The 16,385-nt window shown below is 42.8% G+C and carries 13 protein-coding genes; 3 read left to right on the plus strand and 10 right to left on the minus strand.

Annotation, left to right across the window (positions count from 1 at the left end; genetic code table 11):
• Window positions 1-3: 3 nt before the first annotated feature.
• Together hetI and H6G59_RS03800 are read right to left on the minus strand one after the other, a co-directional pair.
• The gene (gene hetI, locus H6G59_RS03795) at window positions 4-726 is read right to left on the minus strand and encodes a 4'-phosphopantetheinyl transferase HetI (RefSeq protein ID WP_190711826.1); all 723 of its coding nucleotides are present in this window, start codon (window positions 724-726) and stop codon (window positions 4-6) included.
• A gap of 73 nt (window positions 727-799) precedes the next feature.
• Complete coding sequence (locus H6G59_RS03800) at window positions 800-1,885, minus strand: YheT family hydrolase (protein ID WP_190711827.1); 1,086 nt, start codon at window positions 1,883-1,885, stop codon at window positions 800-802.
• 154 nt (window positions 1,886-2,039) lie between these two features.
• On the opposite strand from H6G59_RS03800, the gene H6G59_RS03805 reads away from it, so the two are divergent.
• Entirely contained in the window at window positions 2,040-2,783 is a 744-nt protein-coding gene (locus H6G59_RS03805; protein WP_127054202.1) for a response regulator transcription factor, read from the plus strand.
• A gap of 275 nt (window positions 2,784-3,058) precedes the next feature.
• Here H6G59_RS03805 and H6G59_RS03810 read toward each other — a convergent pair whose 3' ends face one another.
• The 8 genes from H6G59_RS03810 to chlP all read right to left on the minus strand — a co-directional run bounded on the left by H6G59_RS03810 (window position 3,059) and on the right by chlP (window position 14,837).
• Window positions 3,059-4,873 (minus strand): HTTM domain-containing protein, encoded by a 1,815-nt coding sequence (locus tag H6G59_RS03810; protein WP_190711828.1) that lies wholly within the window; start codon window positions 4,871-4,873, stop codon window positions 3,059-3,061.
• A 260-nt stretch (window positions 4,874-5,133) separates the two neighbouring features.
• Window positions 5,134-6,381 (minus strand): NAD(P)/FAD-dependent oxidoreductase, encoded by a 1,248-nt coding sequence (locus tag H6G59_RS03815; RefSeq protein ID WP_190711829.1) that lies wholly within the window; start codon window positions 6,379-6,381, stop codon window positions 5,134-5,136.
• A gap of 99 nt (window positions 6,382-6,480) precedes the next feature.
• The gene (locus H6G59_RS03820; protein ID WP_190711830.1) at window positions 6,481-7,413 is read right to left on the minus strand and encodes a hypothetical protein; all 933 of its coding nucleotides are present in this window, start codon (window positions 7,411-7,413) and stop codon (window positions 6,481-6,483) included.
• Between the two features lie 3 nt (window positions 7,414-7,416).
• Window positions 7,417-8,880, minus strand: coding sequence for an MBOAT family O-acyltransferase (locus tag H6G59_RS03825; protein WP_190711831.1), 1,464 nt, complete (start codon window positions 8,878-8,880; stop codon window positions 7,417-7,419).
• A gap of 97 nt (window positions 8,881-8,977) precedes the next feature.
• Entirely contained in the window at window positions 8,978-9,346 is a 369-nt protein-coding gene (locus H6G59_RS03830) for an acyl carrier protein (RefSeq protein ID WP_242038768.1), read from the minus strand.
• On the minus strand, window positions 9,339-11,147 hold the full coding sequence (locus H6G59_RS03835; RefSeq protein WP_190711833.1) for an acyl-CoA dehydrogenase family protein: 1,809 nt from the start codon (window positions 11,145-11,147) through the stop codon (window positions 9,339-9,341). Before H6G59_RS03835 ends, H6G59_RS03830 begins: the two co-directional genes overlap by 8 nt.
• 10 nt (window positions 11,148-11,157) lie before the next feature.
• Window positions 11,158-12,996 (minus strand): fatty acyl-AMP ligase, encoded by a 1,839-nt coding sequence (locus H6G59_RS03840; RefSeq protein WP_242038769.1) that lies wholly within the window; start codon window positions 12,994-12,996, stop codon window positions 11,158-11,160.
• Between the two features lie 584 nt (window positions 12,997-13,580).
• A complete protein-coding gene (chlP, locus tag H6G59_RS03845) occupies window positions 13,581-14,837 on the minus strand; it encodes a geranylgeranyl reductase (protein ID WP_127054218.1) in 1,257 nt (418 codons plus the stop codon).
• Between the two features lie 53 nt (window positions 14,838-14,890).
• Between chlP and H6G59_RS03850 the strand changes: the two genes are divergently transcribed.
• A complete protein-coding gene (locus H6G59_RS03850; protein ID WP_190711834.1) occupies window positions 14,891-15,178 on the plus strand; it encodes a hypothetical protein in 288 nt (95 codons plus the stop codon).
• Entirely contained in the window at window positions 15,169-16,185 is a 1,017-nt protein-coding gene (locus H6G59_RS03855) for a TOBE-like domain-containing protein (RefSeq protein WP_190711835.1), read from the plus strand. The genes H6G59_RS03850 and H6G59_RS03855 overlap by 10 nt, the downstream gene beginning before the upstream one ends.
• Window positions 16,186-16,385: the final 200 nt, after the last annotated feature.

A 16,385-nucleotide genomic window follows, 5' to 3' on the forward strand; every position in this document is an offset into this window, starting at 1 on the left:
AATCTAAATTAGGTTCCAACTATACAAATCCCCAATAGTACCTGCAACCACAACAGCAGCAGTGAAATTATTTGCTGGTGATAATTCTCTTAAACTCCAATTTCCAGATACAAGCAATTTTGCAGGTTCGGTTGATGTCAAAAATATCTCTATTTGCTCTAACTGAACTAAACCATCTCCAGTTGCTTTTAAATAGGCTTCTTTGCAAGTCCAGTAACGGAAAAATACTTGTTGCTGTTGATCTAAAGGCAGAGATTTGACTACTTCATATTCTCTGGGTAAAAAGAAGCGTTTGGCAAGATTTTCTAAATCTGACATCGGGCGAATATGTTCTAAATCCACACCTATTGTCCGCGTGCAACTTACCCCACACAGAGCTAAATCTTGAGAGTGAGACAAGTTAAAAAACAGCTTTCTATCGGCAAATTTAGCCGATAATAAAGGTTTTCCCCGTGGTTGATATTCAAATTCTACTTGTGAAGGCTCAACACCCAAATAACGTCCTAAAATAGAGCGTAAACTACTCCTTCCAGCAATGAAACGCTGGCGATGTTCTGGGAAATAAAACCTTTCTGCACGAGCAAGTTCATCACTTGATAGGGTTTTTCTGAAAGCTTGCAGTTGTGATTCTGATTGATTTAGATCTATTTTCCAGATATGCACATGAGCCGATGACAAAGTTAAATCTGTGGGTGCAGGTAGCCAAATATAATTAGAATTATTCACAAGCAGTTCAAAATTGAAGAAGAGACACGGGGACAGAAAGCGCGGGAAGAGGTGGCGCTGTCTTCTGGATAAATTATCTCACCATAGCCACTTTATCAACTTCATGACTACGCTTTGCTTCTATCCACTGTAAAATGCGATTCCAAGCCCACCAGGGGTCAGGATCTTGTGCTTGGCGCTGGCATTTTTTACTACTCATATAACCAACATGACCTCCGTAAGAGGTAAGTAACAAATCTATAGCTGAATTTTTGGCACTAGCAGCTTTTAAATCGGGAATAATGTCGGGATGAAATAATGGGTCATCCGCAGCATAAAGAATCAAGGTTGGTTTTGATAACTGAGGTAATAAATTTAAAGCACTGCTGGCTTCATAATAGTCTTCTACAGACGCAAAACCCAAACGTTCAATTACTAGTTCTTCGTCAAATCCCCAAATGCTGTTAGCTCGTTCAATTGCTTCTGCTTCCAAACTACCAGGGTGAGCAGCGTGTATTTTCCATGCAAGTTTTTTTAATTCCCTGGCAATCCGTGGTTCTACGTATTTGCCAAAGGGTGTTGTGACTAAATACGTGAGCGATCGCAGTGAATCCAAACTTGGACAAATCACCGCCCCCCCAGCAATGTCACTCTCTTTAATTCCTAAATCCTCTGCTCTAGTCAAATCTACAGCCGCTTTCAGCGCCCACAGCGCCAATTGTCCCCCTAAAGAATACCCCGTAAACCAAAACTTTTTTGGGCAGCCCATAGCCGCTGCTGCTGCCGCAATGTGGACAAAATCTTCACCCTCATACAAACCATCGGAAGTTAAAGTTGGGGATAATTCTGCGGTTTTACCATGCGCTCGCCAATCAAATAACACCACAGCGTACCCTTGAGCGTATGCCTTACGCCCCAATAGCCGCAAAAACCATTGTTGATTCAACTCTCCAGTAATCCCATAAGTACCAATAATTGTGCTGTGGGCATTTGGGGGAATAGCAACCCAACCAAAAATTGGCACACCTTGCCCACCTGTAAAGATGACTTTCTGATAAAGTGGTTCTGGATGTATAGTTGTACTTTCCCAATGACGGCTTCCCCACAAAGCAGTGTAGGCAGTCATTGTCACGCCATTTCGCAAAAAATAAGGCGGATTGTAGGTAGAGTCACACATCATCTAAAAATTTCGTGTAAATTGATCTTGATCTCAAAGCCTTTTAATCTTAATATTTATGTTAGATTTTAAATCTTTTTGATAATCCTAATAACAATCTTTGTATATCTCAAAGGTTCTTATTTATCCTTAAATAAGTAGTCATAATTTTTTAAGAATGCCGAGGATTCTTGTCATAGACGATGACCCAGCGATTTCAGAACTCGTTGCTGTCAACTTGGAAATGGCTGGCTACGATGTTAGTCAAGCTGAAGACGGCATTAAAGGTCAGGCGCTGGCCCTCCAGCTACAACCAGACTTGATCATGCTTGATCTCATGTTACCCAGAGTAGATGGATTTACCATTTGCCAACGCCTACGTCGGGATGACCGCACCGCTGAGATTCCAGTCTTAATGCTGACGGCTTTGAGCCAAACTCAATATAAGGTTGAGGGTTTCAATGCGGGTGCAGATGACTACTTGACTAAGCCATTTGAAGTCGAAGAAATGCTGGCACGAGTACGGGCTTTGTTGCGGCGTACTGACCGCATTCCCCAAGCAGCAAAGCACAGTGAGATTCTCAGCTATGGGCCTCTTACTTTAGTTCCAGAAAGGTTTGAGGCTATCTGGTTTAATGAAACTGTGAAACTGACTCACTTGGAATTTGAGCTACTTCACTGCTTACTTCAACGTCATGGTCAGACAGTTTCTCCCAGTGAAATCCTGCGAGAAGTTTGGGGTTACGATCCTGATGATGATATCGAAACAATTCGGGTGCATATCCGCCACTTGAGGACTAAACTCGAACCAGATCCTCGTCATCCCCGCTATATCAAGACAGTTTATGGCGCGGGATACTGTTTAGAGTTACCCAGTGTACCTCCCTCGGCTGAGGGAACTGTCGCTACAGTGGTTGAGTAAACTAACGCTACATAATGCTTTGATCTAATAAATTGGCACTCCATTCTGAAGTAATTCAGGGTGTGCCAATTTACAGCGATTTTCAGGTAAGAGAACTCCACAACCAAGTTCAAAACCCTTGTAGAGATGTTGCATACAACGTCTCTACTTTGGTCTAATTAGTTGAAAACTGCTGTAATTACGGTAGTAGGGCATAAACCACCTATTCAAAATCCTTGAAAACCTGACACCATATTAATTTCTCATTTTTCATTTTTATTAGCCTTTTTTCTCGATTATAAAGTTTGAGAACAAGATTGTTGCCAAGTTTGCTTTTTTTCAACGGTTTGCTGTTCACCTGGGGGAACAGTACGCTCATCCATAAAGTAAATATCGACTTTATCTAGATGTTTACTGCCTGTGTGTTGAGAATTCCAGTTACGACATAGATACTCGCCATAAAAAGGATAAAGCTTTTTACCAATTGCTCGATTGAGATTAATAAAATAAGTGCGCCATTGCATATTGCGATAAATGGCACTTCTGACACCCAAACTAGGTTTATCCCAATTAACAGGATCCCCATTTCTAAAAATATCAACTTCGCTACCATCTTCAAGTCGTCCAGGAATTATATGCCATCCATCATCTCTAGGGGGAGCAGGTGCAAAAATACTCCATGATTGATCAAGGCGTGTAACTCTGCCCATAAATGAAGTTTGTTGCCAGATTTTGCGCTTAAATAAATCAGGAGTGTAACTACTGATATTCCAGATAAAAGCGTAAATTAACAACACCAAGACCAGGATATTCAAAAAGCGTGATTTACGAATTTCTAGAGGACGGAATTTGAAAGGTTTGGTGAAATTACCAGCGAACTTGCGGTTAGAAGCGATCGCTTCATAAAACTTTGTCCCCCCTGCCATTATTGGTTTCCAGGTTAGCAACGGCACTAAAAACTTAAATATTGGCGACAGACTGACTACATAAACAATGCCTTTAAACTTAAAATGCCGGTTTCTTTGCCAATCTTCAATTACCCAAGAATTATAAGCCTGCATATCAGCATAAATATCTGGGTATTCCTGCGCCATTAATAACGGCGTTCCCGGTAAAATCAAAAAAGTCCGTAATATATGTACGACTTTTTTACAGAAGCCACAATCAGCATCAAAATAAATTGTTAAACCTTGACGTGCTGGTGTTCGCAGACGTTTTTCTAGTGCATTCCAAAAAGAACTGGGGAGGAATGCTAACCAACTAAAAATACTCAAAAATGGAAAAATGCCGATATTCAAAGTTAAGGCAAATCCGGCATGAAGTCCGATAAAAGTGATCACAGCACCTATCCGAAACAAGTTATTCCGAAAAGGAATAAATATCACCAAAGGCCCAATCCATTCCAACACCAAAGTGATTTGAGTAAATACTTTTAAAATAGGCTGAAAATTGAGGAGAAAATGACCAAAGGGAGTAACATATTGGTCAAAACTCAAAGCATAATAAACAGCGCTACCGTCAACCCAAATGGGGCTTTTTGTCTTAATTGCAGCAGAGAATATATAGATAAAGCACTGCTGACACATCAGAGCGAAAGTAGCACCAGATACGACTCTTTCCGGTAACTGACGATGAGAAGTATTCAGCGCTCTATCAAGAGAATAACAAGCACCCCAAGGCAGGAACATAGCCCAAAACATGAGAGCGCGAAGGACATCATCCGCAGCAAAAATCAGGGCTGGATTGCGATTGTGGAGGGAAATCAACAATACCCAAGAAGCGATAGTTGCCACCCTAGTGCGATAACCCACCAACATGAGGATTGCGAAAAAAGCTGCGATCGCAAATAATACTACTTGAAAAATCGGCGCTCCACTAATGGTATGTAAAGACCAATACCCCGGTTTAGCGATTTCCGCTAGTAACGCGCGGGGAAGAACACCGACATCAGTATAGTGAGCGGTGAGATCCCCAAAGCGAGTAAATAAATCTGTGAGAATGATTAAAGAAATACCGATGCGGAAAGCCGCAAGCGATCGCAAATCTAGTCCTAAGACAGTATCTAGATTTTTTTTCCAGGATGTTTTTGATGTTTGTTCTTGAGTAACCATAAAACTTTTTTAATAAACCGCGTTAGCGAAGCTTACCGTAGGGATAGACGCGTTCACGTTCGTGGAGCGTGGCGTTAGCCATAGTGTGCCGTAGGCATAGAACACGTTCGTCGAAGACGTTCCGTTCGCGCAGCGTCTCCGACAGGAGAAGGAAAGGAAGAAGGAAGAAGGAAGAAGAAAGGAAAAAGATAATTATTTTTTTAGCAGGAAGATAGTAAAGTTTTACTCTTTGCGTCTTTGCGCCTTTGCGTGAGCATAATTCATCGTCTCAGCAGCTTTTTAATTCCTGCCAATATCCATCTTCTAGCTACCTGAAGTTTATGATTAAAAGTTGGTAAACGTTGAATATAAACTCCTCGGCGAATGATGCGAGCTAGATTACCATCTATAGTGATACCAAAGCTATAAACTACAGCATTATTAATACCCAAAGTTAGCATTTCTCCCAAATGTAAATAACTAAATGACTTTAATTTACGTCCTGTAATTTTTGCCCAGATATTACGAGCCGCACAGGGAGCTTGTTGAAAAGCTGCTTGGGCTGTAGCCGGAGTTTCATTACCTTGAGCATCTCGAATTTCTGCCAAGTCACCTAATACAAATACATTGGGATATCCTGCCAATTGCAAAGTTGGAGTAGCAACTAATTGTCCTTGTTGATTATGTTGACAATTGAGGTTTTTTACCCATTGGATTGATTGATTTCCTCCTGTCCACAAAACCAAATTTGTCTGTAAATGCTGAGTTTTACCTTGGTGATTGATGATAATTGCATCAGATTTAATAGCTTCAATATTAGTATTCAAACCTATCTGCACACCACGTTTTACCAAAGCTCTGTATGATGCAGTCTGACTACCTTTAGAGAAAGTTTTAAGTATCTCATTTCCTCGGTCAATCAAGCGAATTTCTCCCCGCTTTCCTAGCCTATCTGCCAATTTACAAGCTATTTCCACACCATTAGGACCGGCTCCAGCAATCGCTATTTTAATCACGGGAAGATCTGATGCTTCAAGAAACCGTAACCTTTCTTTTAAATATTCAGCATCAGCCAAAGTGCGAAAAGTTTGGGCGTATTCTGCTGCTCCTGGGACTAAATCTAACCTTGTTTCCTTACCAACAGCCAACACCAAATAGTCATAAGTTAGTATTTCTCCATTTTGCAAAGTTACCAAATTTTCTTCTAAATCAACATCTTTAACTTCACCCTGACAAAATTTCGCACTACTATCTGCCAACAACTTTTTATAAGATGGTGCAACTTCCCAATTATGTAATTCTCCAGTCACCACTTCATAGAGTAAAGGAGTGAATAAAAAATTATCCCTTCTTTCTATCAGCTTAATCTCGTATTTGTAGGGGCATTTGGCAAAATTACCCAATTCCAAAGCCGTATACAGCCCACCAAAACCACCTCCTAAAATACAAATCCGCAGCAAATGAGTATTACTAACAGAAAGTTGTTTAAACTTACCCTGGTTACGAAATTTATCATCTACTTGATACATGGTTTAATAATTAGTAATTAATACAAATTTCTTCTCAGACCACACTCTTGATTCCTCTTTGCGCCTCTGCGCCTCTGCGTGAGCCAAAAAAGATGTAATTCAATTAGGAACTATATTTGCCGCTTTTAACTGCTGAACAAGTTCAGTAGTCCGGGTACGGCGGCCGCTGGGATTAAGATGATAGTGAGTATCTGCAAATAGACTAGAATCTGTTTTGACATTTAAGGATTCTTTGTCATAAAGTACTGGGGCAATTTTGCCTAATTCTTCTGCTGTCTTGCGGATATTACCGAGAGTTGTGGAGTCAGTGCTGCCATAAATCCAGGAAAGTCCTAATACCAAAGTTGCTCCCTTAGCTTCAACTTCTTGTTTAAATTGCTGAATCCGCCGCAAAGAATGGGGAGAAACGCTATCGTTGATTGTCAATGACCACCATTTGCTCTTAGTCCGTTGTTTCATCACTGTCGGATCACCATTGGCTGTAATGGGGTCTGAGTAATAGCCAGTTAAACGACCTTTTTCCACCAGATCAAGAGATGATTTAGTTACTGCTTTGAGGGTAGATACACCTAACAACATCATGTCCTGAGCCAGTTGTTTAGTAGGTATATTTCCCAGTCCGGGTTTACCGATAGCAGCACCAAACTGACCAGAGCGATCGCCAAAACCGTCATCATCTAAAAGCAATAGATACTCTGGAATCAGCACCACAATATCGCCTTTTTTGATCACATCAGAGATGCTAGGGAGAATCACATCTAAGCCGATAGGCCCATCTGTAGCCATGTTCAAAGTGGGAATACCCAAGTCTTTTTGCATGAGTTCCGCATCTACGGTGTAGTGCGCCCCAGAGCCTCCTACAATTAGAATGCGTTGAGGTGCTTGGACTTCCTTAGCTATTGCCATTTTCTGCTCATACATCATCCGCAACCAGCTAAGTTCACCACCGTAACGGGCATTGTAGAGATAACCTACACCCCAAGTTAAACCTGCGATCGCAAACCAACTAGAGAGCCTCAAAAATTTGTTCATTAGCTAAAACTCAAAGTAGATAAACGGAGAAGGTGCAGTCGCAGCTAACAAAATGGTGAGAGCGAATAGCACCCGCGACACCAATGGGGAAAGCAATACATCATACTCACACTCCCGTTGTTGCCAAACACCAATTTGTTCCATCAACAATACTGCAAATGCCAGCAACAGAGCCACTAATAAAGTTGCTCCCCCATTTTCAGTTAAAAAAGTCCAAGCCCCACCTAAATTAGCCAGAGAATAATTCCAGGGAATTACAATAACTTTCAACTTTTCTAGCAACCGAGAACTATTAGTTTCCATAAAAAACAAACATCCCAGAATCACCGAGCCAAAAGTCAATACCCAGGAAATAAACTGCGGCATGAGGAACTTTTGCTGTCCCAGAAATTTATAAAAAGGTCGTCCCGCATAGCGTAGTACTAATAGCAGTAATCCGTGGTAAGCCCCCCAGATAATGAAATTCCAGGCTGCTCCATGCCAAAAGCCTGATAGGGTAAATGTAATAAATAAATAAAATGGGGCCCATTTCATATTTCTACCCATCAGCGGCAGAAAAACATAGTCTCGAAACCAAGTGCTGAGAGTGACGTGCCACCTGCGCCAAAATTCGTTAATACTCTGGGAAGTGTAAGGAGCAAGAAAATTAATGGTTAAGTTAACACCTAGAAATTTGGCTAAACCCAAGGCAATAAAACTATATCCACCAAAATCAAAGTAAATTTGCAGGGTAAATAAAAATGCAAAAAACCAGACTAACCAAGGATTATCAGCTTGAGCTACTTTGATGTAGGGTGAAATATTGTCAGCCAAGACAAACTTCATAAATAACCCCAGGGAAAGCCAGCGAAACCCAGCTTCAAAATTATCAAGCGTGAATTTAAAAGTAAAATTTTCAATCTGGGGAAAGAAATCAGCCCGACGTTCGATAGGACCGGCTACTACTTGGGGAAAAAAGGAAACAAAGTTAACGTACTCTAATGCACTAATGGGTTGTTTCTTGGCACTGGTGTAAGAGTCAACAACAAACGCCACCATCTGGAAAGTGTAAAACGACAATCCTGGTGGAATTGAACCTAGTCCAGGAATATTCCGCGACTGCCAATTTTCTGACAATCCTGGCACTAATAACCCTAAAACGTCTTCTATAAAGAAGTTCAGGTATTTGAAATAGGCCAGGATACCAATATCTATCGCCACTACAACTGTAGCTATTGCCTTGGCTTTCCATCCTTCTTGTCGCAGCATTAACCACACCATGATGTAGTTAAAGATGATTTCACAGATGAAAATGGCAAAGCTGGATTTAGATGCATTGACAAATAATAACAACGACATTGCCGCCAAACCAAAGGCATCAAAAGCACCTTTCCAGAGGTTTAAAGACTTGGCAATATAGCGAACTGTAAAGTAAGGGATGCTGAATAGTATTAGCACCCACCAGAAGGAAAACTCCGAAAAATTCAATTCACCCTTCCTCCGGTCTGCGAAATGCCTGAAATTTAGAGTAATGGGAATGGGTAATTGGTAATTACTTCCTATTCCCTATTAAGAGTTCCCTACATCAGCTACCACTGATTTTGTTCCAAAGGCCACCCCAGCCTTTGCCTTGGGTAGCTTCTTCTTTAGGTTTGCTGGTAGGGACTACAGGCTGGGCGGCGACGGTTTCCGAAGGCAATACACTCAGTTCACTAACCAAGTAATTAGCAGCTTTTTCAATGGTGGGATAGTCCCAAAGTAAGGTGGAGGGAAGTTCTGCATCTAGCCAATCTTCCATATCACCAACGATTGTGACCGAGTCGATAGAGTCTAAACCATAGCGAGTCAAAGGTTCAGTAACTTTGATGGTTTGAGCATTGATGCCCAATTGTTTGGCAATTTGGTTAACCAACCACCCTTGGATGGTATCAACAGCAGTGATGGTATTAGGCATGGAGTTGGAGTTTTGGAGTTGCATCAGTAGTAGCCTCTTGTTGTTCAGATTTTGCTAGTTGGAATGGAACGATGGAAAACATCCGGTCTTCCCTATACAATCGAATCAATTCTTGGGTAACAGCCCCGTCGTCGATTCGTCCAGGTAATGCTTTCGCAGGACGAAATGTCAGCATTAGCTTACGCAAGCTAAGTGCTAACCACTCCCCGTTAGCAAAGAAGTCTCCCAGATGATTGCGGTTATGAAGCCACGTATGCACACAAGCCGCCGCTACGTGCATGACGCAGTATTGTTTCGCCATATCGAATACTTCTGGCGATTGCTCATGGCCAAACTGGAAGGTGGAAGCTGTGACCTGTTGATCAAAAGCATTTAGCTCCTCCTGTACCATTGTTGTGAAGGTGATGATTTGGTACAGAATATCTGGGTCGAGGTTAGAGTCAGCCTTCAGGTCTTGCAGAGATGTCAATGCTAGGTCTAAGCCTTGCAGAACATCATCTCCACCTCGGTTTACCAGTTCCAGTTTTTTGCCATCAAAGGTGGGTAAAGGCTGTGTCAGGTCAAAAGTGGTAGCTAGACGTGTTTGCAGTGTGTCTAGATTGCGTCCAGCGTTTCTGGCGCGAGATTTGGCTAACTGACGTAGTTGCAGCAGCAGGGCATGGAGATTGACCACGGTGCTGCCATCAAACATACTGATGATGGCGTTATCCCGCAAAACTTTTTGGAAAATCCCCCATTCGTGGGCTTCCCGCATATAGAAACGTGAGCCTAAAACGACAGAGACGTTCTGCACCGTTGTTTCTAAAGTGGTGGTGACAAAGTATTTTACTACTGCTGACCAGACGCTAATTTGCTCTGGCATGGTATTAAATCCACGACCAACTCCAATGGTGGCACAGTCACAAATGAGAATATCCAGAAACGCATCTGTGAGGGTGCGTTTGGGTTGGGGCATATCGAAAACTGTTTTGCCATATAATTTGCGTGCGAGGGCAAATTTGAGAGTGGTACGCAGTGCTGTATCTGCCGCACCTTGGGAAAAGGCTGCACATAAAGCTCTGGTAATTTGGAAACCTTTAAGTGCTAGTTCTAGTCCTAGTCCTTCTGCTCCCAATCTCATGGTTTCTGGAATGAAGCAGTTATCGAAGCGGATACCACTCATATCCGAACCACGCACCCCATGAGTCAGGATTTTGGGGAGGTTGCTATAGTGGGCTGGGTCAATTTTGCTCTTTTCTACCATGAACAGAGAAAGGCTTCTCGCTCCCCCTTCCTCGTCGGTTCTGGCTAGTACAAAAGCGACTCCAGAAATGGTGGCACGGTTAATTGGCCATTTCTCCCCGTTGAGGATGTAGCCTCCTGGAACTTTCGTGGCTTGCATATCACCAGCCAGCAAATCGCTGCCATGTGCTTTTTCTGAATAAGCTAGGCACATCGCACCGTTGGCATCTTTCATGAAGGTTGCCAAAGTGTGTTTTTGCTCGTCGGTTCCTGCCATCCATACTAGGTATGACCAGAACATAGTGGTGAAGGCAATTGCGGCTGTTTGGTCACGCCGTGAAAGCACCCGCACAAAGGAGATGAATTCATCAAAAGTGGTGAATTCACCACCGCACTCTGTGGGGATGTAATAATGCTGAAGTTTCCAGTTGTAGAGCCAGTTGATAATTTCGTGAGGAAACTCTTCTTTTTCATCCAGGTCTATTACTTGTTTGAAGGACATAATATTGTCTGGGTTGCCTGGGTCGCCTAAATCCCGTTCTAGTGCTTCGGCGACCCAAAATTGCTTGAGTGGCGGCATGGTTTTCTCCTTAGTGGGTAATTTGCACTTGATCCAGCAAGGAATCGACTTCCTGTGATAATTGTTGGTAACTGGCGCTAAACTTGGGGTTTTCGCTCCAGTCTGCTATCACGCCCAATTCACCTGCGAGGAAACTGGCTTTACAAGCGCGACGCTGAATCTTGCCACTGGATGTCTTGAGGACATTACCCGGCTTGGCTAGAACAACGGCGTAGACTTGAAGTTCGTGAATTTCTGCGATCGCTTGTTGAATGCTGCTAATTACTTCTTCTGGTTTAAACTCTTCGGCATTGCGTTTCACTTCCTGCACTATCACCAGTCGCTCAACGGCATCTACATCAATAGAAAAGGCTGCACCATAATCGGGACGGAGGCAAGGATGAATTTGCTGTACTGTCCACTCTAGGTCTTGGGGATAGTGGTTAGTTCCCCGGATAATGATCAAGTCTTTAATCCGTCCTGTGATGAATAATTCACCATTTTTCATAAAACCCAGGTCGCCTGTCCGTAGGAATGGACCTTCGTTGGTAACAGCTGTACGGGCGCGAAAGGTACTTTCACTTTCTTCGGGGCGATGCCAATAACCGTCTGCCACGCTGGGGTCAGACACCCAAACCTCTCCGACTTCATCGGGTTGGCAACGGGTGAGGGTGTCGGGATTAACAATCGCTACTTTGGTATCACATACCAACTGACCACATCCAGGAATAGCCCGTACTCCTTCTCCCCAATCTGTGGCTTCGACAATTTTGTTTTTCTCAATTTCTGATGTTTTTACCAGGCAGAGTACAGGTGCTTGTCCTCTGGGACTTGTTGATACTAGGAGTGTATTTTCTGCCAATCCATAAGCGGGCGCGAAGGTTTCCCACCGGAATCCACAATTGGCAAACTTTTCAAAGAACTCTTCTAACACTCTAGGATTGATTGGTTCTGCGGCGTTACCTGCGGCTACCCAACTGCTAAGGTCGAGGCTATCCAGTTGTATGTCGGTTACACGTCCAACGCACTGCTCATAGGCAAAGTTGGGAGCCTGACTGTGAGTGCCTCGATAGCGCGAGATGGCCTTGAGCCAGCGAACCGGCTGTTTAATAAAGGCTAGGGGGGACATGACGTAGCAAGGATGACCATTGTATAGTGGCACAGTCAATCCTTCTACCAGTCCGTAATCATGGAAATAAGGCATCCAGGTAATGGAAACACTTTGTTCATCATAGCCACAGGCTTTTTGAAGGTAGGCGCAGTGGTGCATGATGTTGTGGTGGCTGATCATCACTCCTTTGGGTGTGGAGGTAGATCCGGATGTGTATTGCAGATATGCCAGTGTATCTGGGCTAACTTGGGGATTTTGCCACTGGTCTGCTAGTTCTAAATCAATGTCTTCAGTGACTATCCAATTTATTTCCTGAAATTCTGGAAAATCTAATTCTGCTTCTTGCAGAATTGTTAAAAAGCGCTTCGTGGTTAGGGCAAAGGCAGCATTTGCATCTTTGACGATTGCCCGTAACCGAGGCAATGCTCGCTTTAGTCTTCCTGCATCGGGTGGTGGTACTGGTATGGCTATTACACCACCATAAAGACTACCCAAGAAAGCCCCTATGACATCCAATCCCTGAGGATAAAGCAATAAAGCCCGCTCGCCTTTGCCATTATGTTGCTGCAATAGTGCGCCTATGGCACGGGCTTGACGGTCAAGTTCTCCATAGGTTAACTTGGCTCCTTCTGTTTTTCCGTCGATGAGAAACATATAGGCGAGCTTGTCCATCTCATGAGTGGCACGCCAGCGTAGTAGTTCGACCAAGGTAGGGATGTTTGTCATTGGCAAAGTTTGGGTAGCTCGGCACTGAGTCATTTGGCGACTCCGAAAAAACTAGCAGGATATGAAATTTATGGAACTATACATATCTCTTGATACGTAGATTGCTGTATAGTTATGTGATTAATAACGTCAGTCTTACACTAATCTTAGTCAATAGTGACAGATAAAACCCATTTACGGAAATATTTCCTCGGTATTTTCACTAAAAAAATAAATTTAACTTCTACTAGCAATTTCCCCCTTAAGTGTATTTGCGTGGTATAAGTACTGTGATTAAAGGATTTATCCTCTTTCTGAAGATGTAGGCATAAAAAACGTTGATAAATTTTCTATGAAACTTATTTTATACGTGACAAATTTGTACCTTTGTATGATATGCGGATTTCTAGGAACCTACCCATTTTGGTTGTTACTAAAATACCCACCCTCGCTGGCGAAGATGGGTAATATTACAAAGTGCTATTAGCTTTCTTGGGGGCAGTTACCCCGTGCTGAGTATAAACCTAGTTGCTTCAAGGCTTTGAGCAATCAACACTGACCTAGATCATGTCCGGTTCAAGACTTATTATCAAGGCAGCAGGGAAGCGTTATCTCGATCTTGCTGTCTTGAAAGAGGGTTAGGGAGCCAGAGCGTTACCCCGAATTAAGCTACCAATGGTTTTGGCAGTAATTTTCAGTTGAGTGATGGGGTTAGCTGGAACCACGGTTTTATACAAATAACTATCGAATGTTAGTTTCTGTACATCCATGTCACCACACATTTCTACAAATGCTTCACGGGTAGCGTCGGAACGATAGAACACGCTTTGGAGAATGTCCAGAACTTTGTAGGTGAGTCCGTATTTCTTATCCCAACGCTTCAGGTAAATCTTGAGGTCGCCTTCTGTGGGAATCCGCGCACCACTATTGGAAGCTTCGACAATGGTTTCAGCACACATCCGCCCAGATTTAGCGGCAAAATAAATACCTTCACCGGAGGACTTGGTAACATAACCAGCGGCATCTCCCACCAAAGCTATGCGTCCAACAACACGACGGGGACGGGGATGTTCGGGTATGGGGTGCGCTTCTACTTTGATGATTTTACCGCCGGCTAATTTCTCAGAAGCACGGGCGCGGATACCAGCTTGCAGGTTTTTGATGCTGGCTTTGTTGACGTGCATTGTGCCAGTACCTACTGCTACGTGGTCATATTTGGGGAATACCCAAGCGTAGAAGTCGGTAGAAACGTCATCGCCAACATACATTTCGGCGAGGTCGTTGTAGTAGTCCATTTTGTCTTGGGGTAGACGAATGCGTTCTTGGAAAGCGATCGCATAATTATAATCCCCTGCATCCATTTCTTTAGCAATGCGGGAATTCGCTCCATCAGCCCCGATCACTAAATCCACTTTTAGGGTTTTGGCAATCCCCTGCGCCCCACCTTCTGTATGATCAACATAATGAATGGTATAGGGATCAGTGTTATTTGTGGGTATATCAAGTTTATGAACTGTGGCATTAATTAAAATTGCGCCTAATTTTGCCGCACGATCGCGCAGGAACCCATCCAACACTTCCCGACGGCACATTCCTATATATTCATCTTCATTTATTAAATTGATATCAACTTCACGATTCGATGGTGATATCATTTTCATCTTCCGCACTCTACGGTCGATGATTTCTGGTGGTAGGTCAAATTCACTCACCATACAGAGGGGAATGGCTCCCCCACATGGCTTGGCGTTATCGAGCTTGCGCTCAATTAGGTAAGTTTCAATTCCAGCTTTTGCCAATGTCTCAGCGGCAGATGAACCAGCTGGGCCTGAACCAACAACTGCAACCCGTAGTGTCAAAGGTTTTCTCCCAATCTTCACATTTACCGAAAGCATCGTATCACGGTCTTTTGGTTGATTTGGCGCTTTCCCTTCAGGTTTTGAGAAAAATGCAATATTCCTTAATATTTCGACATCAAAACTGCGGTTTTAAACAGGTGATATGGCTTGATTGGTTGATATTAATCAATGGTAACTATAGGACTGCTAAGTCGGTCAGCCGTAAAAAACATGGTAGCGGTGATGATTGTAGTTTTCTCGATTGTGGTGGTTGTAGTTGGCAATTTTATGTAATTCAATTAATCCAAAAGCAAGTGTTTTATGATATAAATAAAAACACGGTAATCCTAGCTGCAAGCCGTAGATTAATCATAGAGGTGTATAACCAGTGGGCATAGTAGTTGAGAATGTCTCTAAGCAATTTGGCAGTTTCCAAGCGGTTGATCAGGTAAGTCTAGAAATTAATAGTGGTTCACTGGTTGCTTTACTAGGTCCATCTGGGTCTGGTAAATCTACCCTGCTGCGATTAATATCCGGCTTAGAAATGCCTGATAGTGGCAAAATATTACTGACTGGGAAAGATGCAACATATCAAAGTGTGCAAGAACGAAATATTGGCTTTGTATTTCAGCACTATGCTCTATTTAAGCATTTAACTGTGCGACAAAATATCGCGTTTGGCTTAGAAATTCGCAAAGCACCGCCAAAGAAGATTAAGGGAAAGGTAGAGCAGTTATTAGAATTGGTACAATTGAGTGGATTAGGCGATCGCTATCCTTCTCAACTTTCTGGTGGTCAACGACAACGGGTAGCCTTGGCTAGAGCATTGGCTGTAGAACCGAATGTATTATTACTAGATGAACCATTTGGTGCATTAGATGCCAAAGTCCGTAAAGATTTACGCGCTTGGTTGCGTCGTCTCCATGATGAAGTTCATGTTACCACTGTTTTTGTTACCCACGACCAAGAAGAAGCAATGGAAGTGGCAGATGAAATTGTGGTGATGAATAAAGGCAAAGTTGAACAGGTAGGAACTCCAGCGCAAATTTACGACCATCCTGCGTCAGCATTTGTGATGAGTTTTATTGGCCCTGTGAACGTATTACCAAGTTCTTCCAAAATTTTCCAAAGCAGTGGTTTCGATTCAGTCAACCCAGAAGTATTTTTGCGTCCGCAAGATGTGATTGTGGAAAAGGTCGCTAACGGTACAACTGCACCTGCTAAAGTTAACCGTGTGATTCATCTGGGTTGGGAAATTCAAGTAGAATTAGCGTTAGATGATGGGCAAATGGTGACAGCACATTTAACACGTGATCGCTTTGATGAGTTGAAATTAGAACCACAAGAGCGTGTGTATGTCAAACCCAAAGATGCTAAGTCTTTCCCTATTTATTATTCCATTTAAAAGAACTTCAACAACAAATCTAGGAGCAGGCTTTAAGTTACAGTAGTGAAGAATTGTCTCGCTTTTCACCTGCTCCATTCTCTCTATATACACCCTGGCACGAAGCATCAGAACAAGAGCTTATTAGGGGTGAAATATTTGATATTGGGTCATTAAACAGATTTAATACCAATGCCGGAATTTATACACTGATAACATAA

The sequence above is a fragment of the Anabaena lutea FACHB-196 genome, from assembly GCF_014698305.1.
Classification (GTDB): domain Bacteria; phylum Cyanobacteriota; class Cyanobacteriia; order Cyanobacteriales; family Nostocaceae; genus Anabaena; species Anabaena lutea.

Excerpts from the sequence above, each read along its gene's own strand:
- H6G59_RS03800 (WP_190711827.1), bottom strand. The coding sequence starts at position 1,885 with ATGATGTGTGACTCTACCTACAATCCGCCTTATTTTTTGCGAAATGGC.
- H6G59_RS03805 (WP_127054202.1), top strand. The coding sequence starts at position 2,040 with ATGCCGAGGATTCTTGTCATAGACGATGACCCAGCGATTTCAGAACTC.
- H6G59_RS03810 (WP_190711828.1), bottom strand. The coding sequence starts at position 4,873 with ATGGTTACTCAAGAACAAACATCAAAAACATCCTGGAAAAAAAATCTA.
- H6G59_RS03815 (WP_190711829.1), bottom strand. The coding sequence starts at position 6,381 with ATGTATCAAGTAGATGATAAATTTCGTAACCAGGGTAAGTTTAAACAA.
- H6G59_RS03820 (WP_190711830.1), bottom strand. The coding sequence starts at position 7,413 with ATGAACAAATTTTTGAGGCTCTCTAGTTGGTTTGCGATCGCAGGTTTA.
- H6G59_RS03830 (WP_242038768.1), bottom strand. The coding sequence starts at position 9,346 with ATGCCTAATACCATCACTGCTGTTGATACCATCCAAGGGTGGTTGGTT.
- H6G59_RS03835 (WP_190711833.1), bottom strand. The coding sequence starts at position 11,147 with ATGCCGCCACTCAAGCAATTTTGGGTCGCCGAAGCACTAGAACGGGAT.
- H6G59_RS03840 (WP_242038769.1), bottom strand. The coding sequence starts at position 12,996 with ATGACTCAGTGCCGAGCTACCCAAACTTTGCCAATGACAAACATCCCT.
- chlP (WP_127054218.1), bottom strand. The coding sequence starts at position 14,837 with ATGCTTTCGGTAAATGTGAAGATTGGGAGAAAACCTTTGACACTACGG.
- H6G59_RS03850 (WP_190711834.1), top strand. The coding sequence starts at position 14,891 with ATGCAATATTCCTTAATATTTCGACATCAAAACTGCGGTTTTAAACAG.